Here is a 22,346-nt window from a genome sequence, read left to right as displayed (position 1 = left end):
GCCGTCAGGGCACCTTGCCCGGCAGCACGGGTGCCGCATCACCGGCCCGGCCCCAGACGAGCAGGCGCACGTCCCACACCCAGCTTGTACCGCCGGTGTACTGCGGCGTGACCCCCAGCAGCCTCGTCACCGCAGCACGCAACCGACCCGGCCGCTTGGTCGGACCCAATACCAGGGCGTCGACGCGCCAGCGCCGCAGATCTGCCACCGCCTGCGCCCGCTGCTCCGCGGTGATCGGCGGCACCCGGCCGGTGCGGCGGACCTCGTACAGCCAGGTGTCGAAGAACCTGGCCGGCGCCGCCGGAATGCCACGCCCGCCGACACCGCCGGGGCCGAGGAAGTAACCACCGGCCATGCGGTAGCGCAGCCCTCCCTCGGCCAGCCAGCCCATCGGCTCGGGCACGGCATACCGCGCCGGCGGGACGAACATGATCCCGTGCCCGGCGCCGACGTACGCGTCGAGCACGCCGCTGCTCAGCACCGCAGGCGCGGGGTGGCGGCGCAGCGTCTCCAGCGGCGTCGGCACCGCCGGCAGCAGCGCCACCGCATAAGCCGCCAGCAGGGCGACGGCCGACCGCCGCGGCAGACCGGCGGACGCAGCCCGCTCTGCGCCGAGCGCCAGCAGCACACCCACCACCGCGACCGTCACCAGCGCCAGCCGCGCCGGCACGACCGAATCCAGGATCGGCAACCCCGCCACGGCCCGCCACGGCCCGGCGAGCAGCGGCCGGCCCCACCAGCTGACCTCGATGCCGAAGGACAGCACCAGGAACAAGCCCGCGACGGCCGCGAGCACCAGCACGGTGCGCTCGCGGCGCATCCGCCACACCAGTCCGAGCAGCAGCAGCGTCAGCGGCAACCCGAAATAGGTCGTCTCCTCGGTCTCGTTCGGCGCCGGCGCGGGAGTCGCGAGCTGCTCGGGCAGTGCCGCACTGGCCAGTGACTGCGTCGAGTAGGTGAACAGCGAGCCGAGGTCGTTGCCGTAGGTGGGGATGTGCTCGCCGAGGCCGTGGTATGCCTGCGGGCCGGCGAACTGCCACCACAGCGGGTAGGCCAGCGCTGTGCCTGCGATCAGGCCGGTCACCGTCAGCGCCGCCAGCAGCGGCCGGGCCGACGCACGCAGGTCGGGGCGCATCACGGCGGCGAGCCCGGTGAACAGCCCGAGTGCCAGCGCGGTGAACAGCAGTATCTCCTCGTTGATGAAGGACTGCCAGATCACGAGCACGGCCAGGATCGTCCCGTCGCGCCACGGGCGGCGGCGGTTCGCGGCTCGCAGGACCTGCCACACGATGAGGGGGACGAGGAACTGGCCGACGATGTTGGGATGGGCGTTGCCGTGCGACACCATGGCCGGTGCGAAGGCGCACCAGGCCGCCCCGACCAGTGCCGCCGCCGGCGAGGCGACGACGAGGCGGGAGAGCAGCGCGTACCAGGTCGCGCCGGTGACCGCGAAGGCCAGCACGAGCAGCACCAGGAACGTCGTGTGGGTGCCGAGTGTCATCGTCAGCGGGGACAGCAGCAACGACAGTCCGAGCACCGAGGTGTTGGCCATCGCGTTGACGCCGTCGGGAAAGTTCATCGCTGTGGTGTGCAGCGGGTGCTGGCCGTCTCGCACCACGGCGAGGCCGTGGGCGAGGAAGAACTCGAACTGGTGCTGGTCGGCGAAGTTGACGTTCATCGTGCCGGGCACGTCGCGGCTCAGGTTCCAGGTCACGGTCAGTGCGCCCGTCGACATCACCGCCGCGGCCGCGGCGTCCCAGCGTCCGCGGTGGCGCACCGGCGCCCTGGGCTGCAAGCCGCTGGCTGCGGAACCATGCTTCACGGGGTCGGCAGTCACGAGCCGTCAGCATACCGTCGCTTATCTAGCAAATCGGGCAACGGCGCACCGCGTTCGGCGGCGGACGTCCCGACGGGCAGCTGTATGGCGGCCTTCGGCCGAACCTGCACGTCGAGCCAGATGCCCGTCATGATCGTCGACCGTCGCCCGGATGGACGGGCCGGACGTCGACGATTGCCGAATCGCTGCGGATCATCATCCCGCGGAGCCCCACCGGGACTCGGGCCAGGCCCACTTGCGAGCCGGGCCCCCGCTTGATCAAAGCGGAGGCCGGCCCAAGTGGATCGTTGCTGGCGTCCCATGCCTGCCAGCCGTCGCCTCCCGGCGGGAATGTCGGCTCCACGTTTCGTCCGCCGACCGCGGCGTTCGATGTCCTCAGGACAATACTTTGAGGATCACATCTGCGCGGTGGAGCAGGCGAAGCTGGCCCGGGCGCAGAGGGCCCAGCCCTGGCCGCTGTGGGTCTCGTCGAAGACGACGATGTACACCTCGGTGATCCCGCCCGAGTACGCGCTGCCGTCGAGCGGGACGTTGCCGACCGTAAACCACTTGCCCGTGCTGCCCCCGCAGTAGCTACCGGAGGACGGGTAGAACTTGTGATCCACATCGGCGTTGCCCACGTATGCCCAGATGGCGACGTAACCGCATTCGCCGGGGCTGGCGTAGAACTTCACCGACGTGACGGTGACGGACCGGTTGTACCAGGTCAGGCCACCGGTCGCCTGGACGGCGAGCTTGCCTGCGCCGCCCGCGTGGACCGCCTTCGCCACGAAGCTCGTCGGGACGGCGTTCGCGGGTGAGCTCAGCCCGAGCACCGAGACCGCGAGCATGCCGATCGCGACACCTGCCTGCACCAACCGTCGTACGAACACTTTTGGCTCCTTTGCATTGTTTCGTGCAATCAGGAGCAGACTAACGAGAATGCACCTAACGAGCCAGGCCGGTATACGCCGCGCAGAACCGACGCTTGCCCACCGTCCGAAGTGGCCGCGCATCCGGGCTCCGCATCCACCGATGCCGTCCGCGGCCGACGCAACTCCCGAATCGGCCAAGCAAGAGACCTGGAATGGAGGTTGGCAGCTCCGGAGCCCGCGTTCGGGCGCTCGCGCACGCCTCTGTGCCGCGCTTTGTCACGTAGCGGGATCGTCAAGCGGTCCGGGTGCGGAGGCCCCGCGCCAGGGTGGGGATCATCACCGTCGCGGGGACGAGGTGTAGCGCGAGGAGGGCGGTGGTGGTGGCGGTGTTTGCCCCGGACAGGAGGGGCGGGACCAACGAGATCGCGGTCAGCGACACTGCCGTCCACACGAATCGCTCGGCGGGGCGAGCGCTCCAACGCAGTAGAGCGGCGGCAATGACGACGCCCACGACCGAGAAGAAGCCGGTCACCACGGCGAAACCGGCCAACGGGATAGTCTCGCCGCCATCGGGGACCTCGAAGTCGACGCCAAAGGCCTGGGCGAGCGCAGCGGCGAGAGTGGTGGCCGCCATCGCTGCGAGCGTGGCGATGAAGCCGATGCCGGCGAGCCCGCGGAGTCGGCGGGGGTGGCCGGTCTGGTTCGCTGCCGGTCCCGCGTCGACCCCGGTGTCATTCATGCTGTTCATGGCGTTCCTCCATCGTTCGATGACTGGTGTACGGGGTGCGTTGACCGGCAGGTGACGGTCCCGGCCCTGGGGGCGACGACGCCGAACGCGTCGCGCGACTCCACCACGACCACAGCGCAGCGCGAGGGTCCACGCCGGGACTACTCCGTGTCGTCCGCCGACAGGCGCTCCGGCAGCCCGAGCCGCGGGAACTGGTCATCGTGGAACGTGAGGATCTCGGTGATCGCCCCGCCGGTGACACGCAGGACGTCGATCGTCAACGGCAGGTACGCACCCTCCTGCTCCTGCCAGAGGTAGAAGGCGACGGCGGGCTGCCGGTTCACGGAGGTGAGGACAGTGCGCAGGCCCGTCATACCCACGAAGCCGCTCTCGATCCAGTCGTTGACCACCGTGTCGCGGCCGACGTACAGGCCCGGCGTGGGCGGCATCGAGCAGCGGACGTCGTCGCGCAGCAGGGCGGCGAGCCTGTCGATGTCGGTGGCCACGCTGGCGTCGGTGTAGCGGCGCACCAGCTCGCGTGTCCCGGCGTCCTCCTCGCCGCCGGTCCAGTCCTGCCGCTCGGCGGGCAGATGCTCCCGCATGCCGGCGCGGGCCCGCTGCAGGGCGCTGTTCACGGAGTTGACGGAGTCCCCGAGGAGCTCCGCGACGTCTTTCGCCGGCCAGCCGACCACGTCCCGCATGATCAGCACGGCCCGTGGGCGCGGAGCGAGGTGCTGGACTGCGACCAGGTACGCGAGCTCAATCGTCTCCCGGGCGACGGCGACGGTCTCCGGGTCGTCCGCGTCGCCGGTGGGCAGTTCGTCGAGCAGCCGGTCCGGGTAGGGCTGCAGCCACAGCACCTCGCCGCCGGTCGCAGGCTCCGGGCGGCACTTGGCGAGCAGGTCCAGGCAGGCATTGGTGGCGATCCGGTACAGCCAGGCCCGGAACGTCGACCGCCCCTGGTAGGTCTCCCGCCGTCGCCAGGCACGCAGGAACGTCTCCTGCACGGTGTCCTCGGCGTCCTCGAACGAACCGAGCATCCGGTAGCAGTGCACGTGCAGCTCCCGCCGGTGCCGCTCCGTCAGCTCCGAGAACGCCGGCTCGTCGACCTCGCCCAGTCCGCTCACGCCCAGCTCCTCCAGCCCAGTGTCCGTACTCATCTCGTCATCCTTCCGCCTCGTCGTGTCCTGTCGTAGGTATGACGGGTGCGGGCGCGACAACTCATCACCGGGGTCGGTCGGCATGGCGGGGTGCCCGGTCGCCAAACACCAATGGATCATGTCCCGCGTGTCCGTGAATTCATCCGGATATCGTCACTCGCACGGCGCAACCGATTGAAGATGAACGCCTGTCCATCAGACGTGACGGAAGCCTTCGGATCACTGAACAGCTGGATGAGGTCCTGGCCGGACGGCACGGGAAGGTGACCGTCCTCGACGGGACGATCATCACCACCTTCCGGGTCCGCTGTACCGGCGAGCACAAGCGCTGGTGGGTGCACCGCAAGCGGGCCGGCAAAGACACGCCCTTGATCCCGGCGGCCGCGGCCTACAACCGCCGCCACGCCGCTGTGCGAGCTCCGGGCGAACGTGGCTTCGCCACGCTCAAGTGCTGGCAGATCCTCACCCGCGTGCGCTGCACCGTCAGCAAGACCGGCGCCATCGCGCAGGCCATCCTGGCCCTACACCGCGCGACATCGACACCGATCAGGATGAAATGACCTCACTGCTTCGGCATAGGGGTGATCCTCTCAAGAAAGAGGTCTCCACCAGCACTGGGGCGGTTCACCCACCGCCACGATCATGAGCTACGAAATCTTGTAAGAGCCGTTCAGGTCACGGGCCCAGCGATGGAGGCAGCCGCTTGGATTGCCGAGTCGATGGTTGGGAAGTTTTGTTCGTCTTCGCCGTTGTAGTCGACCCTGTAATCGCCGTTGCGAGTGAGGACTATGTGTATCTGTCCCGCGGATTGGTCAGCGGGGTCTCTTTCGAGTCGTAGAAGCGTCAGGTGGCTAACTGTCGGGAACAGTTCACGAAGCTGGGGATGGGCACGCGCTGCTCTCATCAGCGGCCGGATGCGGTCGAGGTCGGGATCATTGAGGAGCCTGTCCCATTGAAACGGGACATGGGTGCCGTCCTCGTATGCTTGGGCCATGGGTGTGTAGGTCATGAAGGGGAACTGGGCGTTCAGCTCGCGAAGCGTTGCACCGCGGCGCCACGCTTCGGCGACCTTGACCACCTCCAGGAGCTGATCGGTCTCGCCCGAAGCCCAGTTATGGCTATCCCCGGCAATCGCTATCTGGTACAGCCGCGTATCGCGACGCAGATCAACGCCTATGCGGCCGCGGCCTGCGCTGATGCGTGCCGGGGCATAGGAGCTGTAGGGAAGTGTCACCTCCCCTAGATCGATCTTGTTGAGCAGCGCCAGTTTCTCGATGGCCCGTGCCAGGTCTCCCGCCTCGGTCACGTCCGGGTAGAGGTCGGTGTTCAATCCGTTCGACATGTCGTTCACCTCTAGTCGTCGAACCAGTAGAGAGGCAGGCCCATCGATCTCCAGTCTGGCTCTGGCATCTGCTCGGGAGTGAGGAGGTTCCAGTTCTTGTCATAGAATTTTACCGAGGACCACTCGCGCCTGCCGTCGATGACGGCCATGGCGATCCATGCCATCTCACGCTGCGTCGCCTTGGCGGTGGCTTTCACACTCCCGGCTATCACCGCGAGCCGGAACTGTTCGATGGGGTTATCGCCCTTGAACCCTCTTAGATTGACATGAAGTTCGACCGTGGCTATGCCGCCGAGCGGCCCCTGCACCGCTAGCATGACGGGCCCCTCCCATTCGTCCGCTGAAAGATCCAGGTAGTGGGGTAGTCCTTTAACCCGTGCGAACTCGTGAGTGTTGCCCTCGTCGATCCCCCTCGTCCCGAGGGCGAGCTTGAAGCAAGGCGTGGTGTTGTGCACGAGGATGGGGATTCCGTCGACCAACACGTAGTAGGTGTGCGTGTTGGCCACGGTCAAGTCGTGCATGACGGCCGTTGTGCGGTCGGTGCGAACGGCGGTGACCGTCGCCGTGCGGTCCGGTGCCGTGAACAGCCGGTGTCCGGGGCTGAGTTTGGCCGCGTCGACCCACGATGCCGTGGTGCTGTCCCAGAGGGGATGGGATGGGGTGGTGCGGATGGTACCCGTACCGCCGTCATCGCCTCGCACTTCGACGCGGGTCAGTTGCCGGTCCAGGTTTCGCCACAGCTGGGTGACGGGTTCGATGGTGGTGCGGCCTGTTGCGGGGTCGGTGGCCAGCACCTGGTCGCCGACCCGGACTTCGCTGATGCGCCGGTTGCTTCCGTCGCCCATCACGACCGGCGTGTTCGGATCGAAGCTGTGACCGCCGACGCACGTCCTCAGGCGGTTGAGTAGTTCCATGTGCAGCCTGGACAGGTTGAGCACCGTCAGCTGGGCACGGACCTGTTCTCCGGCCTTGTATGCGGCATAGGCCGCCTTGGCAGCCCGGAAACCAGAACTGACCAGTTTGGCGATGCCGGCGAAAACGATCGCTTCGAGCGCGATGGTGCCGAGGTTCAGCAGCGTCTGAGACATGCTCTGATCGCCGTTGATGAGCTTGTAGGCCTCGAAGCCGACCTGGCCGAGCGTGATCAGGGCACTGGCCGCTGCGCCGCAAGGGGCGAACACGAGGCAGCCAAGACCCAAAGCCACCGCCGAAAACGCCACCACGCCGGTCGCCAGCTTGAGCATCTGGTTGACGACGTTCAGCACCTGCCCGCTGACGAACCCCGGGTCAAGCACGGAGTGCAGGCAGTCCTGGAATGCCTGGCTACCTGCAGGGTAGAAGCACATTCCCGCGTTGCGGTAAGCGCGGTTGGCAAGTTCCTTCGGGTCGGCGATGAAGTTCGCAACGCAGTTCTGGTACCAAGGGCTGTCGGGATCGCCAAAGTACTCTTCCCAGGCAGCGTGAGCCTTGTTGGAGGCGTCGTGCTGACACTGAACGATCTGGACGTTGCGCTCCGCCTTGTACGAGGCGAATGCCAGATCGGCCGCGGCTTGGGCGGCCTCGGCATCCAGACCGGCAGCCTCTGCCGCCTTCAGCGCCCGGGTCGCCTCGGCATGCGCGTTCTTCGCGGCGTCGACAGCGAGCGTGAACGAAGTGATCGCCCACGTCGCCGACCGGATCGCGGAGCGGGCCGACGTGTTGGCCGCAGTGGCGGCGTTGCGGGCGGTCTGTACTGCGGCAGCGGCTTTGCCGACGGACGCGGCGGCCTGGTTGGCGAAGCCGACTGCTTGCGCCACGTAGCCCGACGCCCGAACCGCCGATTCCTGAGCCTGCTGCGCATAGGCGTTGGCTTGGTCGGCGTCATTTCGGGCCCGCGCGGCGAGCTCCTGCGCTAGTTGCGCGTTCTGCATGGAGGTCTGTGCGGCCTCGTTGATCCTGGCGAGGATCCCGCCAACCGTAGCCAGGTGGATGGTGGCTTCGTTGTCGCGTTCAGCGGCCGTGTACTGGCCGGTGCTCAAGAAGTGACGCAGCGCCGGTGCCGGTCCGTCCAAGGCGATCTGCGCGGCAGCCTTCACCTCGGGGCCGGTCGCGGGGTTTGCCATGATCTGGTTGACCATGACCCGCTCGCCGATCATCGCGGCTGTGTATTGCCCGGTGTCGAGAAAGTCGCGGAGCGCGCGCAGGTCTTCGGCGTCCAGGGCTTGCTGCGCCATCTGGGCCAGCACGACGTCGCCAGCGTTGATAGCCGCGCTCAGGATCTGGTTGACCTTCATCCGATCCGCGGTGTAGCGACCCGGGTAGTTCTGCGTGCGAAGGAACGTGGCCACGGCGGCGTCGCTGCCGGCAAGGGCGTTGTTGGCAGCGGTCGTAAGTGCGGTGTTGCCCGTCATGGTCAACTCCATGACGGCCATGCGGTTGTCGGCGGCGGCCGCCACGGCGATGCCGGTCCGCACGAATGCCAGCACTTGGGCATCTGAGCCGGCTAGCGCGGCCAGGGCACCTTGCTGAGTCCACGCGCCCTGCCCTGTCGCGAGAATCAGCGCCACCTGGCGCGCGGAGGCCACGGCTTCGGTCGGCTCGGTTGCCGGGTTCAGCACCTCTGCGATCAACTGATTGGCCAGCGCGTCGCGCTTGGCGGCGGCATCGATGTCCCAGTTGGCTTCCTGTTGCTGCGCTTCGTAAGCGGTGGCGGCTATCCGCGCTTCCTCGAGACCCTGGTCACGCTCCACTGCCAGTCGTTCGGCATCGGCTGTGCGGGCCGCCTCGAATATTGCACCGGCTTGGAGCGCGGCGTCTACCGCATCCTGCGCGGCGACCGTGGCGGCGTCGGCGTGCGCGGTGGCTTTCAGCGCGGCGTCACCGGCCTGTCCGGCATGTTCGGCGGCATCCATCGCCGCGGCCGCGGCCGCCTCGGCATTGGCTGCCGCGCGTAGAGCCGCGTCGCGGGACTTGGCCGTGGCGTCAAGAGCCACGTTCAGGTAAGCCTCGGCCGCTCTGGTCGCCCGGACCGCCCGCTCAGCCTCCGCCCGCGCCCGCGCGGCCGCCGCGATCGCAGCCTTGGCGTCGCCGCCTGCCTGCTGTACGGACCGGACCGCGTCTTCGTTGGCCGTAGCGGCCTGCAACGTGTAAACGGCGGTCTGAAAGGCCGTCCTTGCTGCCTCGACGTTCGCCATGATCGCTGTGCGGGCTTGGTCAGCGACCGCGGCAAGGTCTCGGGCGCGGGCCGCAGCGGCCATGGCCTGCTCGGCCTTCTGCCGGGCAGCGTCCGCCTGAGACGAGCTGGTGACCGCATGAGTGGCCGATCTGTACGCTTCAGCGGCCGCGTTTCCGGCCTTGGCCGCCGCCGTCGCCGCGCGTGCGGCCGCGGTGGATGCGCTCCGGGCGGCTCGGGCGGCCGCGGCCGCCGCCTTCACCGCAGTCTGTGACGCCTGCACCGCAAGCGTCGCGGCATTAGCGGCGCGGTTGGCCTGCGCCTCCGCCTCAGCCATGTTGTCCCTGGCCGCTTCCGTCGCCGCCGCGGCCTCCTGCGCAGCTAGCCGAGCCGCGTTAGCGGCGTCTCTGGCCTGGTCGGCCTGGGTCGTGGCGTTCTTCGTCTCCTGCGCGGCCACCTCTCCTGCGGCCTGTGCCTGGGCTAGCAGATCCGACAGAGACGCGGTCTCCTCGTCGCGGGCCGAGGCCACCGCCCACCCGTAGACAAGAAACCCTTCCAGCGCCTCCGGCGTGCCAGCGTCAAGAGCCCGCTGCCCGGCATCCTTCACCTGCGGACCGCCGCTGGCCATGGCCTGATTGACCCGCAGCCGTTGGTCGGTGTTCCACTGAGCATGCCACCCGGAATCGAGGAACTGCCGCATCGCCTGCGGATCCTCGGCATCGAGCACCGCCTGGCCGGCCTCGCGCACCTGCTGGCCGGAGGCGGACATCAACTGGTTGACCGCGAGCCTGGTGTCGATGTCCGACGGCGTCTGCCACCCGATGTTCACGAACTCTGCGATGGCATTCTGATCGCCGGCGGCATCGGCGTCCAACGCCCGCTGCGCTGCGGCGCGCATAGACGGTCCGCTCTCAGCGATCATCCGCACGAGGGCGTCGCGCCGATCCAGATGTTGCGCGGCAGACCATCCGGTCGCCAGGAACTCGCCCACCAGGGTGTCCGAGCCAAGCAGCGCCACCTCGGCGGCCGCACGGACTTTGGCCCCACCGGTGCGCCATGCCGCCACCACCTGGGAACGATCAGCGGCTACCGGATCCTCCGCGCTCGCCGGCGTCACCCGCATGAGGTTGCCCAGCAAAATCAGCACCATGAACGCCGCGACGATTACCCAAAGGCGCTTCGCACCCCGGCGCCGCGATCTAACCATCGCAGAAACGTGTGCACGCACATCTAGCCGCATCGCAGCCCCCGAAACCGCTCAGCATTCTCAGAAGGAAGCACTAGAGAGACAAGATCATCGCCTCAAGCACCACGGGATCATCACATGGCAACCGAACGTTGACAACCCAAGCACAGCAACCTAATCGGGCCCGCCCTGGTCCGATACAGGGCTTTTCGATCGCATTTGGACTATCCCAATAGACCTACAGAACGGCCACGCGGACAGCGCAACACTGCCCGACGACCAGGAATGCCCCGGGAGACCACGCCCGCTGGTGCGACAGCCGGCCTCCAATCTGCCCGGACACTACTTGCTTTTGATCAATCCGCGACATCCACGGCTATAAGGTTGAAATAGCCTCAGTGTCCGGCACGCGACTGCATCCCGTCTGGCTAGACGGCAGCCGCCGTTGTCATCGATGCATCTTCACCGGGCTGTCGCCTTGATCGACTCGACGGCACCTCGATGATCGCGCCGAACGGCTCCTCAGCATAGGCGCTCCACCAGGCACTTCAACCGCAGCACGTCGCTGCGGACGGGTCACACCCGCGCCTGATCACATCGACGATGTGTCTGTTTGCACTTCTGTGCAACCGTCACATCGTTCATTGACGCTCGCCGAAGCCAGCCGTTAGCGTCCCGTCGCCAACGTTCTGGATCAGACGAACACACGGGGGAAAACATGCGATCACGGCATCGCCGCGCGGGTGCCTGCGGCATCATTCTCGGAATTTCGATAAGCGCCATGGCGGTGACCAGCCCCGCCCACGCCGATCCGCTTCTGCCATCGCTCGTGGAGGACGGCGCGTACCCGGGGGCGGCGGCGATCCTCGCCGCACAGAACGTACGACTGCTCGCAGGCGACGGGCACATCGTCATCGCCGACTGCGCCACGCCGCCCTCCGGCGACTTCGGCCTACTGAAGGTCTACACCACCGACGAGACCATCGGCGCCGACGGCATCGGCCGGATCTGCTTCAAAGTCAACGCCGCCGCCGGCTGGCTCAACCTCGAAGTCCCCGGCGTGTACGAGATCCGCGGCGACGGCCAGCGCACCGGCACCGGACACGCCGTCACCGCCGAACTCACCACCGAGACCGGCGACGAGATCACCGTCGACGTCGACCCCGACGGCAGCACCCAGGTCGGCCTCGGCGCCGACCCCGACAACCCGCCCACGATCCTGCTGCAGCTACGCACCGGCGCAGGCCCCGCCCCCGTCACCGGCACCAACGCCGCCGTCGGCAAACTCGCCACCGGACAGCACAGCTGCACCGCCACCCTCATCGCACCCCAATGGGTCCTCACCGCAGCCAGCTGCTTCGCCGACAACCCCGACCAGCCGATTGTCGCCGCAGGCGCACCGGCCACTCCGACGCAGATCACTTTCCCAGGCCATGCACCGATCGCGATCGACCACTTGACGCCGCGCACCGATCGTGACCTGGTCCTGGCCAGGCTCACTGTCGCCATCGCCGACATCGCGCCGGTCCCGCTGGCGACGACAGCGCAAAGCGTCGGCGACTCGCTGCAGGCCCTGGGATACGGGCGCACCGACAGCCTGTGGGTCACCGACGCGCAGAAGGCGGCGACCGTGACCACGACGGGAGTCACCGAAACCACGCTTGCCGTCGACGTGACCGCCGGGCTCCTGTGCAAGGGCGACGGCGGCGGCCCTGCCGTCAACACCAGCAGCCAACTCGTCGCTGTGCACAGCCGGTCCACCCAGGGCGGCTGCCTTGGCACGACCTCGACCGACCGCACAGCCGTCGAAATCCGCGTCGACGATCTCGGTCAGTGGGTGGACCAGCAGGCGATCTCGGACGTGCTGCTGCGAGGACACACCTTGAAGCCCGGTCAGCGGATGCGTTCCAACGACGGCGGCTACGAGATGCACATGACAGCAGACGGCAACGTCGTCCTGAACCGGGCGGGCCAGCCCGTCTGGAACAGCGAAACAGCAGGCAACCCCGGCTCACGCCTGCTGCTGCAGACCGACGGCAACCTCGTCGTCCTCCGACCCGACGGTCACCCCCTCTGGGAAAGCGGCACCGACGGGACACCAGCCGACCGCCTCAATCTCCGGCCCGACGGAAACCTCATCTTGAACGCACCTGATGGGCACACCTACTGGCGGCCTCCGGTGCTGCTCCGCGGACACACCCTGGCACCCGGCCAGCGGCTGCGCTCCAACAACGGCGCCTACGAGTTGCGCATGGCAGCAGACGGAGATCTCGTCCTGTCTCAGGCAGGCCAGCCCTTCTGGAGCACCGGAACCGGAGGCAATCCCGGCTCACGCCTCATCGTGAACGGCGAGGGCAACCCGGTCGTCCTCCGGCCCGACGGTCACGTCCTCTGGCACAGCATCACCCACGGGACACCAGCCGACCGCCTCATGCTCCAGTCCGACGGAAACCTCTTCGTGAAAGGACCGGACGGGCAGATCTACTGGCGGCCCCCGGTGCTGCTGCGAGGACACACCCTGGAACCCGGCCAGCGGCTGCGCTCCAACAACGGCGCCTACGAGATGTACATGCAATGGGACGGAAACCTCGTCCTGTACGTCACCAACGGCCCGGTCGTGTGGGACAGCGGAACCGGAGGCAATCCCGGCTCGCGCCTGCTCATGAACGCCGAGGGCAACCCCGTCGTCCTCCGCCCAGACGGTCAAGTCCTCTGGCACAGCATCACCCACGGGACACCAGCCGACCGCCTCATGCTCCGGTCCGACGGAAACCTCTTCGTGAAAGGACCGGACGGGCAGATCTACTGGCGGCCCCCGGTGCTGCTCCGAGGACACACCCTGGAACCCGGCCAGCGGCTGCGCTCCAACAACGGCGCCTACGAGATGTACATGCAATGGGACGGAAACCTCGTCCTGTACATCACCAACGGCCCGCCCATCTGGAGCAGCGGAACCGACAACAACCCCGGCTCACGCCTCGTCCTGCAAACCGACGGCAACCTCGTCGTCTACCGACCCGACGGCCGGGCCGTCTGGCACAGCGTCACCCCTGGGACGGCAGCCGACCGCCTCTCGCTCCAATCCGACGGAAACCTGGTCCTGTATGGACCGGGTGGAGGGGTTTACTGGAAGAGGTGAGCAACACCAACACCTGCTTCGACCTGAAAGCACAGCCGACACGCCGGCTACCGGTTGGCGACGCTGCGACGTGGCGGCGGTGACATGAACGAAGCTCCCACTACACACAAGATCTTCCAAGATCAGCGTGTGGTGGGAGCTTCGTCGTCGGCGACGGTGCACCCGTTCGCCTCCTGCAGCCGGATCAGCCCCTCAGCAGGTAGCGGTCCCCGGCGAGGACAACGCGCACGGTATCTCCAACGTCAGCACGGTCGGGCCGCCCAGCGGACTGTGCAGGGCGAGCGTTCCGTCGAAGGTGGCGAGCCGCCGGCGCAGGCCGGTGAGGCCGCTGCCCCGGGCGGGGTCGGCGCCACCGCGGCCGTCGTCGGTGACGGTGACCCGCAGTTGCCCGCCCGCGTGCCGGATGTCCACGCCCACGCGGCGGGCCCCGGCGTGGCGGGCGGCGTTGGCCAGCGCCTCGGCGACTGCGAAGTACGCCGCGGTGGCGATCGGTGCGGGCGGGTGCCCGGCCAGGTCGGCGTGCACCTGCACGGGCAGCGCCGCGTCGAGGGCGAGCGCGCGTACGGCGTCGGCCAGGCCGCGCTCGGCCAGCACCGGCGGGTGGATGCCGCGGACCAGGTCGCGTAGGTCGGACAGGGCGGCGGCGGAGGTCTGCCGGGCCTGTGCCAGCAGTGCCCGAGCGGCTTCGGGGTCGCGGTCCATCAGCTGCTCGACCGCGCCGAGGCTGAGCCCGACCGCGACGAGGCGGGCCTGTGCCCCGTCGTGCAGGTCGCGTTCGATGCGGCGCAGTTCGGCGCTCTGCGCGTCGACCGCGTCGGCGCGGGTCTGCGCCAGGTGCTCGACCCGGTGTGCCAGCCGGGCCGAGCGTCCCGGCGCCAGCAGCAGCCGCGCGTACCCGGTGATCAGGCGTAGCACCGGTCCGGCCAGCAGCACGCCGAGCAGCCCGGCGGCCAGGCCGATCGGCACCGACACCCAGCCGGGCACGGCCGCCGCCGCGGGGATGCCCAGGGTGACCAGCTGCCACATGTACCAGGGGTTGATCCACACGTCGGCGATGAGACCGAGCGGAGCCGCCCACAGCGGCCAGAACAGCGCCTGCCAGAACAGTCCGAAGTAGCCGATGCCGAGCAGCACGCCGGGCACCGCTGCGGCCAGCGCGACGAGCGGCGCGGTCGCCATCCAGAGCAGGTCGCGCCAGGTCGCCGGGTCGCCGAGGATCCAGGGGAAGAAACCGGCCCGGTGGGCGCCGTCGCGGGTGGCGTACAGGGTGCGCCCGGCCCGGTAGCGCCCGTCCGGGTCCGGCCCCGCCACCGGCTCGCGCGGCCGGTACGGGTCGGGCAGTTCGATGCCGCCCCAGGTCGCGCACAGCCGCCGGTAGTGGTTGACCATCGGGCGGGTCGCGTACGCCAGCCAGGCGATGCCGAACCCGCCGCTGACCATCGTCAGCAGCAGGGTCAGCAGGAACACGCCGAACCCGGTCAGCGACAGCCCGAGCAGCAGCATGGCCTTCCAGGTGTCGTGCCCGCCGCGGCTGAGCCAGGCCCCGAAACCGGACGTGTGCCACCAGGACCGGCTCGCATGCCCGAGCCAGTGCCGGGTCCATCGGCCGTGCATGCGCAGCAGCGCCGGACCGGCCAGCAGCCCGGTGACGGCTGCTGCGGCCCCGACCGCGGCCGTCTGCCAGGCGGGCCCGTCCGGTAGCAGCCCCCACCAGGTCAGCGCCGTTTCCGGCAGACCCACCGCCGCGGCGGTCGCCCGTCCGGCCGCGTTGACACCTGCGACGGCGAGCACCCCCGCCACGAGCAGCGCTGGTCCGGCCAGCGCGAGCAGGGCGCCCAGCGGTCCGAGCAGCAGCAGCCACATCCAGTCGCGGCCGGTTGCGGGGTCCTCGGTCAGCCACTCCATGCGCAGGAAGAACCGTGGGTAGTTCGGCGTCTTGTACAGCTGGCCCTGGTGTTCGTACCAGCCGTCCATGCGCTGCGTCGGCACCGGCGGGGTCCCGGTGCGGTAGGGCGGCTCCACGACGGTGCGGCCCCAGTCGCCGGCCAGCCGCCGCGACAGCCCGGTCATGGCCCGGACCGTGCCCAGCACTGCCGGGTAGGTGACCACCGCAGCGATGGAGATCATCAGCGGCAGCGAGGTGGCGAGCCCGACCACCGCCAGCAGCGCGAGGAGCAGGCCGCGGAGCGGGGCGAGGGCGTACGACCGGATCATGCCCGCCATCGTCGCCGATGGGCGGCGCTCGGCGCACTGATGAAAGGCACCCGGCGGGGGTGGGGGTAACCACACCTGCACTCGGCATGCAGCGTCATACCGGGCCGAGGACGGCGGCCATAACTTTCTCGGCATGGCAGTCATCGAAGTCCACGGACTCACCAAGCGGTACGGCGACCGTACCGTCGTCAACGGCATCTCCTTCACCGTCGCCGAGGGCGAGATCTTCGGCATTCTCGGCCAGAACGGCGCCGGCAAGACCACCACCGTCGAGTGCATCGCGGGTCTGCGTACCCCCGACGCGGGGGACGTCACCGTGCTCGGGCTGGACGCCAGGCGCGATCACGAGAAGCTGCGCGGCCTGGTCGGTGTGCAGCTGCAGGAGAGCCAGCTGCAGGACCGGCTGCGCGTCGGCGAGGCGATGGCGCTGTACTCCTCTTTCTACCCCGACCCCGCCGACTGGCGCGAGCTGCTGGCCTCGGTCGGGCTCACCGAGCACGTGAACATGCCGTACGCGAAGCTGTCCGGCGGGCAGAAGCAGCGGCTGTCGATCGCGCTGGCCCTGGTCGGCAATCCGCGCGTGGCGATCCTCGACGAGCTCACCACCGGGCTGGACCCGCGCGCCCGGCGCGAGATCTGGAAGCTGATCCGCGCGATCCGCGACCGGGGCGTGACCGTGCTGCTGGTCACTCACTTCATGGACGAGGCCGAGCGGCTGTGCGACCGGCTGGCCGTGCTCGTCGACGGCGAGCTGGCCGCGCTCGACACCCCGGCCGGGCTGATCGCCGGCGTCGGTGACGTCGACGGCTACCGCGCCAACCTTGAGGACGCGTTCCTCGCCCTGGCCACCACCCCTTCCCACACCAGCTGAGCAGGAGCCCGACATGTCTGCCCTCTCCCAAATGACCGGTACCGAGGCACGCCTGTTCCTGCGTGATCCGGTGGGCGCGTTCTTCGCCCTGGCCTTCCCCACCATCCTCATCCTGGTGCTCGGCAACGCCATCCCGGCGTTCAGCGAACCGTCGGCCGACTTCGACGGCGAGCTGCCCATCAATCTCTACCTGCCGGTGGTGCTGGCCCTGGCGATCGGCACGGTCACCATGACCACGCTGCTCGGCGTGCTCGCGGCGTACCGCGAGCGCGGCGTGCTGCGCCGGCTGGCGACGACGCCCGTCAAACCGTCGGCGCTGATCAGCGCACAGCTCGGCGTGAACGTGGCCGCGCTGCTGGTCGGCTCGGCGCTGATGATGGTCACGGCCGCCGTCGCGTTCGGCAGCCGGGGCCCGGAGAACTGGCCTGCGCTGCTGGTCGCGTACCTGCTGGGCGCTGCCGCGATGACCGGGGTCGCGTTGCTCATCGCCGCCGTCGCCCCGAACGCCCGCGCCTCGGCCGGCATCGGCACCCTGGTGTACTTCCCGATGTTGTTCTTCGCCGGGGTGTGGACGCCCGGCCCGATGATGCCCGAGGGCGCGCGGCAGGTCGCCGACTTCACGCCGCTGGGCGCCGCGTCCCAGGCGATGCAGGCCGCGTGGGCCGGCGACTGGCCCCAGCCCTTGCACCTCGCCGTCACGGCCGTGTACGCCGTGATCACCTGCGCGCTCGCGGTCCGCTTCTTCCGCTGGCAGTAGTCGCTGGGGAGGAGGTGCGAAGCCGATCTACGAGCCGGTAACACCACGGTGCGGACATAGTTGATCTAGGTCCGCACCGTGGGTTTGGTTGGTGTCTTGTGCTCATCCAGCTTCGGTAGGCCGGGCAGGGACGCCGGCACGCTCGCTGTACCAGGTGAGGGTGGCGCGGACGGCCTGGGTGTGTGGGGTCGGGGTGAATGCGGCGATCTCGGTGGCGTAATCGGTCCAGTCGGTGGTGAAGGGGTGGGTGAACTGCCAGCGGGTGCTGTACAGCTCGCGGAGCATCGGGTGGACGGTGGCGATCGCGCGGTGGATGGCGCCGGGCAGGGCGGCCATGCGGGGCCGGTGTCCGGCTGCTTGGTAGACCAGGGTGACGAGTTGGCGTTGGGTGAGTGGTTCGGCGGCGGGCAGGTGCCACGCGCGGCCGCCGGAGTGGGGGGCGTCCGCGAGCCGGACGAGGGCGTCGGCGATGTCGGGCAGGTAAGACCAGCTGTGTGGCTGGTCCAGTGAGCCGATGAGGTTTGCCTTGGTTCCGGTGAGGGCGGCGTCGAACAGGGTCTGGCCGGCGGCGCTGTTGACGCCCCGGGGGCCGTAGTAGTCGCTGGCGCGGGCGAGTACGACGTCGAGTTCACCGGCGTGGTGACGCTGGAGCAGGGAGGTGGCCATGGCGGCGCGGGTGCGGCCCTTGGGATCGGTGGCGGCGTAGGGCAGATCCTCGGTCATCGGGGCGGTGGTGGGTCCGTACATGTAGAGGTTGTCGACCAGGACGAGCCGGGCGCCGGCGGATGCGGTGGCCGAGGCGATGTCGTTGGTGAGGGCGGGAAATTCCTGTGGCCAGCGGGTGTACGGCGGTTGGGCTGCGTGGAAGACGATGTCGGCGCCGTCGATGGCGGCCCGCAGCTGGTCGGCGTCGCGCAGGTCGGCCGACATGTGTTCGACGTTGCGGTGGGCCGGCAGTGGCGCGCGGCTGACGGCGCGGACGCGGCGGTTGGCGGCGGTCAGCACGTCGACCAGGTGGGAGCCGACGCCACCGTTGGCGCCGAGCACGACGTAGGTGCGGGTGGCTGCGGGCAGCGGGTTCACGGAGCTCTCCTCGCTGGTGGCGGCAATACGGTCAGACGATCGTGTGTGCGCGCTAGTCGGCATAGCCACTCTCTTCAAACGTTTGACTTATAAGATGCGTGCGTCTGCAAGCTTCTGCGATGGCAACCATCGCACATGATTCGTGCGTTGGCAAATACTTGCTGAGGGCGGTAATCTGGTCGGTATGGCAGCCGACCCGTTCAGCGACCCGTACATGCAGGCCTGGGGCGAGGTGGTCCGCGCCTTTCAACAGGTCACCGGGGCCCTGGAACAGACGGCCCGGGAAAGTGCGGGGATGCCGCTGACCTGGTTCGAGGTGTTGCTGCGCCTGAACGCCGCACCTGGACGGCGGCAACGGATGACGGATCTGGCCTGCTCGGTCGGCTTCAGTGAAAGCGGTATCAGCCGACTGGCCAACCGCCTCGAAGATGCCGGCTACATCACTCGGGAGCTGTCACGCTCGGACCGGCGCAGCACCGAGGCCGTCCTCACCGATGACGGCCTAGCCGCCCTGGACAGGGCCGCCAAGGTGCTAGCTCCGGCCGTCCGCGCCCACCTCGCCGGGCCGCTGACCCTCGACGAGGTGCACACCCTGCACAGTCTCGCCGCCCGCATCAGCCCATAACGTCCCCGGAGCTGTCGCCACGGCGAGACGCTGAGATTGGGCAACACCCGTCAGGTCGGCCGGGTCGTCGATCGCGTCCCGCCAGGCGGCACCCCGATCATGAGCTGCCCGGCTGACACTGCCCTGGAGAAATCTCTCGCCGCGGGGCAGCCGAATCCGTCCGACCCGCGTTGCGCCCGTCAGACCGGTTCCTGATCGATGGCATGACGCGGACGCGCTGGTCAGAGAGCTAATCGCCGCTGCTTTGGGTGCGACGCCGTGGCGCTACGGGCCCGACCTCGTCAGCGAGCAGAATCCGACGATCTACTGATCGGCGTAGGGCACCGTGGGCACCGAAAGTACGATTCGGGCCTCGGTATTGCGGTACCCGGCACGGCCGAAGGCCGCTGCCATCGGGGCGTTGCCGAGGTCGGTGGTGGCCGTGATTCGGGTGGCGCCGCGCTCGGCGTGCGACCGGGTCACCTCGGCGAGGATGTCGCCGACATAGCCGTTGCCCCGCAACTCCGGCAGCACCCCGAGGTAGCCGACGTTCGGCCCGTACGGGGTGGCCGACGGGATGGCCAGACCGGCGAGCTGACCGTCCGGCGTGTATGCCAGTCGCCACCAACTCCGATCACCCGGCGCGTCCAGATAGAACGCCAGTTCCTTGCGGGCGGTCGACTCGGCGCCGACGGCCGCGAGGTTCCTGCGGGTCTCGGCGTCGAGACTGCCCGCTGCGACACGTCGGAAAACGTCAAGCATCACCGCGTTGTCGGGCTCAGGGCTGAAGACGAGCCGTCCGCTTGACGTGGGCACGCCGTCAGCTGGGCGCCACTCGTATTGCAACCGCTGCACCTCGTGGGTGAGACCCGCCGCGTACGCCGCCTCCCGCCGCCACAGCACGGCCGCGGCCGTGCGCGGATCGTCGGCCCACCTGGTGGCGAGCTTGATCTGATACATGGGCAGTGTGCCGAACGCCGCGTGCGCGGTGTCCAGCAAATCCGCGGCGACCGCTACGGGATCCGCCACCGACTCGGCGACCGACAGGCAGTCGAGCACGGCTGGGAGGTCGCTGTCGTTGCGACCCCACCAGACCGCGCGTGCCACCACCCGGCCGGCGTCGTCCTCGGCGATCCAGGTCCACTCCGGTCGGTGCCGCCGCTCGGCGGCCTCCGAGCGATACATGTCCGCGTCGACCCAGCTCACCGGGGCCTCCACCGTCCACGCGAGCACCCGGTCGAGGTCCGCGGCCGTAGCCGATCGAGTATTCATTCCGTTACGGTACGGATCGGGCCAACCCGCCGGGAACCGGCAACACCAACTGTGACCTTCACCGCCAGACGAGGCGGTTTCAGAAGGTGAAGTCCTTGGGGGCGCCTTCACCCACCCGACCGTCCACCGCCTCCCGGAGAATGTCCGCATGGCCGGTGTGGCGGGCGTATTCCTCGATCATGTCCAGGAGCATGACGCGGACCGTGGGCGTGCGGCCGTCGGGCCAGGTCAACGAAGCGGGCCCGTCAAGGCCGCGCTCCTTGATCACCTCGGCCACGAGCTCCCGAGACCGTGCAACCGCGGCTCGCCAAACTGCATAAACCTCGCCTGGAGGGTCAACGGCGCCGGTGCGCCATTCCCAGTTCGGGTCGGCGTCGAAATCGACGGCGTCCCAGGGCGCCCCGTATTCCTGGCCGGCGAGTTTGACGGCGAGCCAGTCCGCCTCGACCAGGGCCACATGCTTGACCAGACCACCGATGGTCATGGAGCTGGCTGCGGTGGTTGCACGCATGCCCTTCTCGTCGAGCCCGCACGTCTTCCAGGCGAAGGTTCGCCGGTTGCGCTCAAGAACCGAAAGCAGTGACTCGGCCTCAGCCGAACCGACCGTCGAAGAAAAAGGTGGTGCTGTCTCGCTCATGATCGGATCGTAGCCCCTCTATTTGCCGGGTCACACTTCGTCGCATCCCCACACCCGGCCAGGACAAGCGCCAGGTCCTGGCCGGGTGTGGGACAGATCTTGGGAAACCTCTAATCAGTCGTGCGGCATGTCCACACAGCGCTTTCGGCGTAGTGGTTGTCGTAGAGATCCTGAGTCTGGTTGACCTCCGGCCAGGTAGCCTCGCCGTTGTGCACCTGGTCGAGGAGGCGGTAGTAGTCGAACCGGGGCTTGCCCGGGGTGATGACGACCAGGAAGTCGGCATCGTGCCCAGGCGCTGGGGCGAAGGCGTGGGTAGTGTTCGGCGGGACGAACAGAGCGTCTCCCTCGCGCAGGATGCGTAGCTCGTCGCCGACCAGCATCTCCAGGGCTCCGTCGAGGATGAAGAACAGCTCGCCGGAGCGGGTGTGCCGGTGCGGCGGGGCACCGGCGTTGCCGTCCTTGAGCAGCGTGCGGTTGCTGGTGAGTGCGCCGTCGGTGTGTTCGTGGTCGAACATCAGGGTGATCACGCTTGTCGGGTCGGCGTCGAGGACTTCGGCCTGGGCGGCGCGTACCAGTGTCATCGGAGGGCTCCTTCGGTATTGCGTGATTCGATTTCTAGACAGACTCATGTGATCTCTGTGCTGGTCGAGGTTGGGTCTGGCGCCACCTCGGCCAGGCGTCGGGTGAGGAAGCATCGCCCGGCGCAGGCGGCGTCCGAGCCGCCACCAGGCGATCGGCAGCCGCGTCGGCGCATGAGGCATGGCGCTGTTCGCCAGCTCCTTGGCGAGGGCGGGAGCCACCAGTGCCGACAGCATGCCGATCTCCATCGGTTTCCTCCTGGGTCGTGTCGGTCATGATCAGCACGCTAGATTCGGTTCCGGACGTTTCACGACCGGAATCAGCCGAGCGGTCGCGGAATAGGCGCCGCGTACAGGAAGGACGACCTCGTGACACCTGACGCGAGCCCCACCGCACGGGCCCTGATGGCACTGGAACTTCTCCAGGGCAGCCCTGGCATCACCGCCGACCGGATCGCCGACAAGCTGGGCGTGTCCGAGCGCGCCGCCCGCCGCTACGTCGGCATCCTGCGCGAGGCGGGCATCCCGATCGAGTCGGTCCGCGGCCCGTACGGCGGCTACCGGGTGGGCCGCGGCCTGCGGCTGCCGCCGCTGGTGTTCAGCGCGACGGAGGCGCTCGGCCTGGTGATGGCGGTCCTCGACGGCCACCACGACGCGGGCGACCCGACCGGCCCGGTCGGCAGCGCGCTGGGCAAGATCGTGCGGGCGCTGCCGGAGCCGGTCGCCGCCCAGGCCGAGGCGGTACGCCGGGCCACCGCCCCGGCGCCCGATCGTGGTGCCGCCCGGCCCGACCCACAGACCACCACCGAACTGGTGCACGCCTGCGCGGACCGCCGGCGGGTGCGCCTGCGGTATCGCTCCGAGGCCGGCAATGAGCGCGAGCTGGACGTCGACCCGTGGGCGGTCGTCGTGCGCCACAGCCGCTGGTACCTGC

The 22,346-nt window shown here is 68.8% G+C and carries 16 protein-coding genes and 1 pseudogene; 6 read left to right on the top strand and 11 right to left on the bottom strand.

The genetic code is table 11. The features are described from left to right. Positions 1–4: 4 nt before the first annotated feature. The 4 genes from FLL47_RS38720 to FLL47_RS38705 all read right to left on the bottom strand — a co-directional run bounded on the left by FLL47_RS38720 (position 5) and on the right by FLL47_RS38705 (position 4,578). The gene (locus FLL47_RS38720) at positions 5–1,837 is read right to left on the bottom strand and encodes a DUF6541 family protein (protein WP_144127664.1); all 1,833 of its coding nucleotides are present in this window, start codon (positions 1,835–1,837) and stop codon (positions 5–7) included. Positions 1,838–2,232: 395 nt separating this feature from the next. Then, positions 2,233–2,709 (bottom strand): hypothetical protein, encoded by a 477-nt coding sequence (locus FLL47_RS38715; protein ID WP_144127663.1) that lies wholly within the window; start codon positions 2,707–2,709, stop codon positions 2,233–2,235. Between the two features lie 274 nt (positions 2,710–2,983). After that, the gene (locus tag FLL47_RS38710) at positions 2,984–3,430 is read right to left on the bottom strand and encodes a DUF6069 family protein (RefSeq protein WP_246159260.1); all 447 of its coding nucleotides are present in this window, start codon (positions 3,428–3,430) and stop codon (positions 2,984–2,986) included. A 149-nt stretch (positions 3,431–3,579) separates the two neighbouring features. After that, complete coding sequence (locus tag FLL47_RS38705) at positions 3,580–4,578, bottom strand: RNA polymerase subunit sigma-70 (protein WP_144127661.1); 999 nt, start codon at positions 4,576–4,578, stop codon at positions 3,580–3,582. A gap of 263 nt (positions 4,579–4,841) precedes the next feature. Here FLL47_RS38705 and FLL47_RS38700 point away from each other — a divergent pair, with 263 nt between their 5' ends. Beyond that, positions 4,842–5,138: a transposase family protein gene (locus FLL47_RS38700; RefSeq protein WP_186316174.1), complete on the top strand. Its 297-nt coding sequence runs from the start codon at positions 4,842–4,844 to the stop codon at positions 5,136–5,138. Positions 5,139–5,248: 110 nt separating this feature from the next. On the opposite strand, the gene FLL47_RS38695 is transcribed toward FLL47_RS38700, so the two are convergent. Then, the gene (locus FLL47_RS38695) at positions 5,249–5,920 is read right to left on the bottom strand and encodes a DUF6193 family natural product biosynthesis protein (RefSeq protein WP_144127659.1); all 672 of its coding nucleotides are present in this window, start codon (positions 5,918–5,920) and stop codon (positions 5,249–5,251) included. Positions 5,921–5,931: 11 nt separating this feature from the next. Then, positions 5,932–10,311 carry a polymorphic toxin-type HINT domain-containing protein gene (locus FLL47_RS38690; RefSeq protein WP_144127658.1) on the bottom strand — a complete coding sequence of 1,460 codons (4,380 nt, stop codon included), beginning with the start codon at positions 10,309–10,311 and terminating at the stop codon, positions 5,932–5,934. Between the two features lie 664 nt (positions 10,312–10,975). On the opposite strand from FLL47_RS38690, the gene FLL47_RS38685 reads away from it, so the two are divergent. Next, positions 10,976–13,396: a trypsin-like serine protease gene (locus FLL47_RS38685; protein WP_144127657.1), complete on the top strand. Its 2,421-nt coding sequence runs from the start codon at positions 10,976–10,978 to the stop codon at positions 13,394–13,396. A gap of 192 nt (positions 13,397–13,588) precedes the next feature. On the opposite strand, the gene FLL47_RS44540 is transcribed toward FLL47_RS38685, so the two are convergent. Then, a complete protein-coding gene (locus FLL47_RS44540) occupies positions 13,589–15,610 on the bottom strand; it encodes a sensor histidine kinase (protein WP_144127656.1) in 2,022 nt (673 codons plus the stop codon). A 133-nt stretch (positions 15,611–15,743) separates the two neighbouring features. Here FLL47_RS44540 and FLL47_RS38675 point away from each other — a divergent pair. Both FLL47_RS38675 and FLL47_RS38670 read left to right on the top strand, forming a co-directional pair. After that, positions 15,744–16,406 (top strand): annotated as a pseudogene (locus tag FLL47_RS38675) (ABC transporter ATP-binding protein); the annotation flags it as partial. A 106-nt stretch (positions 16,407–16,512) separates the two neighbouring features. Further along, positions 16,513–17,238 (top strand): ABC transporter permease, encoded by a 726-nt coding sequence (locus FLL47_RS38670; RefSeq protein ID WP_186316173.1) that lies wholly within the window; start codon positions 16,513–16,515, stop codon positions 17,236–17,238. Between the two features lie 102 nt (positions 17,239–17,340). Here the strand turns inward: FLL47_RS38670 and FLL47_RS38665 are convergent, their stop codons facing one another. Beyond that, entirely contained in the window at positions 17,341–18,321 is a 981-nt protein-coding gene (locus FLL47_RS38665; protein ID WP_186316172.1) for an NAD-dependent epimerase/dehydratase family protein, read from the bottom strand. Positions 18,322–18,505: 184 nt separating this feature from the next. On the opposite strand from FLL47_RS38665, the gene FLL47_RS38660 reads away from it, so the two are divergent. Next, positions 18,506–18,946, top strand: coding sequence for a MarR family winged helix-turn-helix transcriptional regulator (locus tag FLL47_RS38660; RefSeq protein ID WP_144127652.1), 441 nt, complete (start codon positions 18,506–18,508; stop codon positions 18,944–18,946). A 303-nt stretch (positions 18,947–19,249) separates the two neighbouring features. On the opposite strand, the gene FLL47_RS43400 is transcribed toward FLL47_RS38660, so the two are convergent. The 3 genes from FLL47_RS43400 to FLL47_RS38650 all read right to left on the bottom strand — a co-directional run bounded on the left by FLL47_RS43400 (position 19,250) and on the right by FLL47_RS38650 (position 21,415). Next, the gene (locus FLL47_RS43400; RefSeq protein WP_186316171.1) at positions 19,250–20,197 is read right to left on the bottom strand and encodes a GNAT family N-acetyltransferase; all 948 of its coding nucleotides are present in this window, start codon (positions 20,195–20,197) and stop codon (positions 19,250–19,252) included. A gap of 79 nt (positions 20,198–20,276) precedes the next feature. Then, a complete protein-coding gene (locus tag FLL47_RS38655; RefSeq protein ID WP_144127651.1) occupies positions 20,277–20,834 on the bottom strand; it encodes a DinB family protein in 558 nt (185 codons plus the stop codon). 110 nt (positions 20,835–20,944) lie between these two features. Next, positions 20,945–21,415 (bottom strand): cupin domain-containing protein, encoded by a 471-nt coding sequence (locus FLL47_RS38650; RefSeq protein ID WP_144127650.1) that lies wholly within the window; start codon positions 21,413–21,415, stop codon positions 20,945–20,947. 366 nt (positions 21,416–21,781) lie between these two features. Here FLL47_RS38650 and FLL47_RS38645 point away from each other — a divergent pair. Further along, a partial coding sequence (locus tag FLL47_RS38645) for a helix-turn-helix transcriptional regulator (protein ID WP_144127649.1) occupies positions 21,782–22,346 on the top strand: 565 nt, incomplete at its 3' end.

The sequence above is a fragment of the Catellatospora sichuanensis genome, assembly GCF_007483665.1.
Lineage (GTDB): Bacteria > Actinomycetota > Actinomycetes > Mycobacteriales > Micromonosporaceae > Catellatospora > Catellatospora sichuanensis.
This window is presented reverse-complemented; position numbering and strand designations above follow the sequence as displayed.

What these genes read in the sequence shown, in the direction of transcription:
- FLL47_RS38710 (WP_246159260.1), bottom strand. Translation starts at nt 3,430, where the DNA reads ATGAATGACACCGGGGTCGACGCGGGACCGGCAGCGAACCAGACCGGC.
- FLL47_RS38705 (WP_144127661.1), bottom strand. Translation starts at nt 4,578, where the DNA reads ATGAGTACGGACACTGGGCTGGAGGAGCTGGGCGTGAGCGGACTGGGC.
- FLL47_RS38695 (WP_144127659.1), bottom strand. Translation starts at nt 5,920, where the DNA reads ATGTCGAACGGATTGAACACCGACCTCTACCCGGACGTGACCGAGGCG.
- FLL47_RS38690 (WP_144127658.1), bottom strand. Translation starts at nt 10,311, where the DNA reads ATGCGGCTAGATGTGCGTGCACACGTTTCTGCGATGGTTAGATCGCGG.
- FLL47_RS38685 (WP_144127657.1), top strand. Translation starts at nt 10,976, where the DNA reads ATGCGATCACGGCATCGCCGCGCGGGTGCCTGCGGCATCATTCTCGGA.
- FLL47_RS44540 (WP_144127656.1), bottom strand. Translation starts at nt 15,610, where the DNA reads ATGATCCGGTCGTACGCCCTCGCCCCGCTCCGCGGCCTGCTCCTCGCG.
- FLL47_RS38670 (WP_186316173.1), top strand. Translation starts at nt 16,513, where the DNA reads ATGACCGGTACCGAGGCACGCCTGTTCCTGCGTGATCCGGTGGGCGCG.
- FLL47_RS38660 (WP_144127652.1), top strand. Translation starts at nt 18,506, where the DNA reads ATGGCAGCCGACCCGTTCAGCGACCCGTACATGCAGGCCTGGGGCGAG.
- FLL47_RS43400 (WP_186316171.1), bottom strand. Translation starts at nt 20,197, where the DNA reads ATGAATACTCGATCGGCTACGGCCGCGGACCTCGACCGGGTGCTCGCG.
- FLL47_RS38655 (WP_144127651.1), bottom strand. Translation starts at nt 20,834, where the DNA reads ATGAGCGAGACAGCACCACCTTTTTCTTCGACGGTCGGTTCGGCTGAG.
- FLL47_RS38650 (WP_144127650.1), bottom strand. Translation starts at nt 21,415, where the DNA reads ATGACACTGGTACGCGCCGCCCAGGCCGAAGTCCTCGACGCCGACCCG.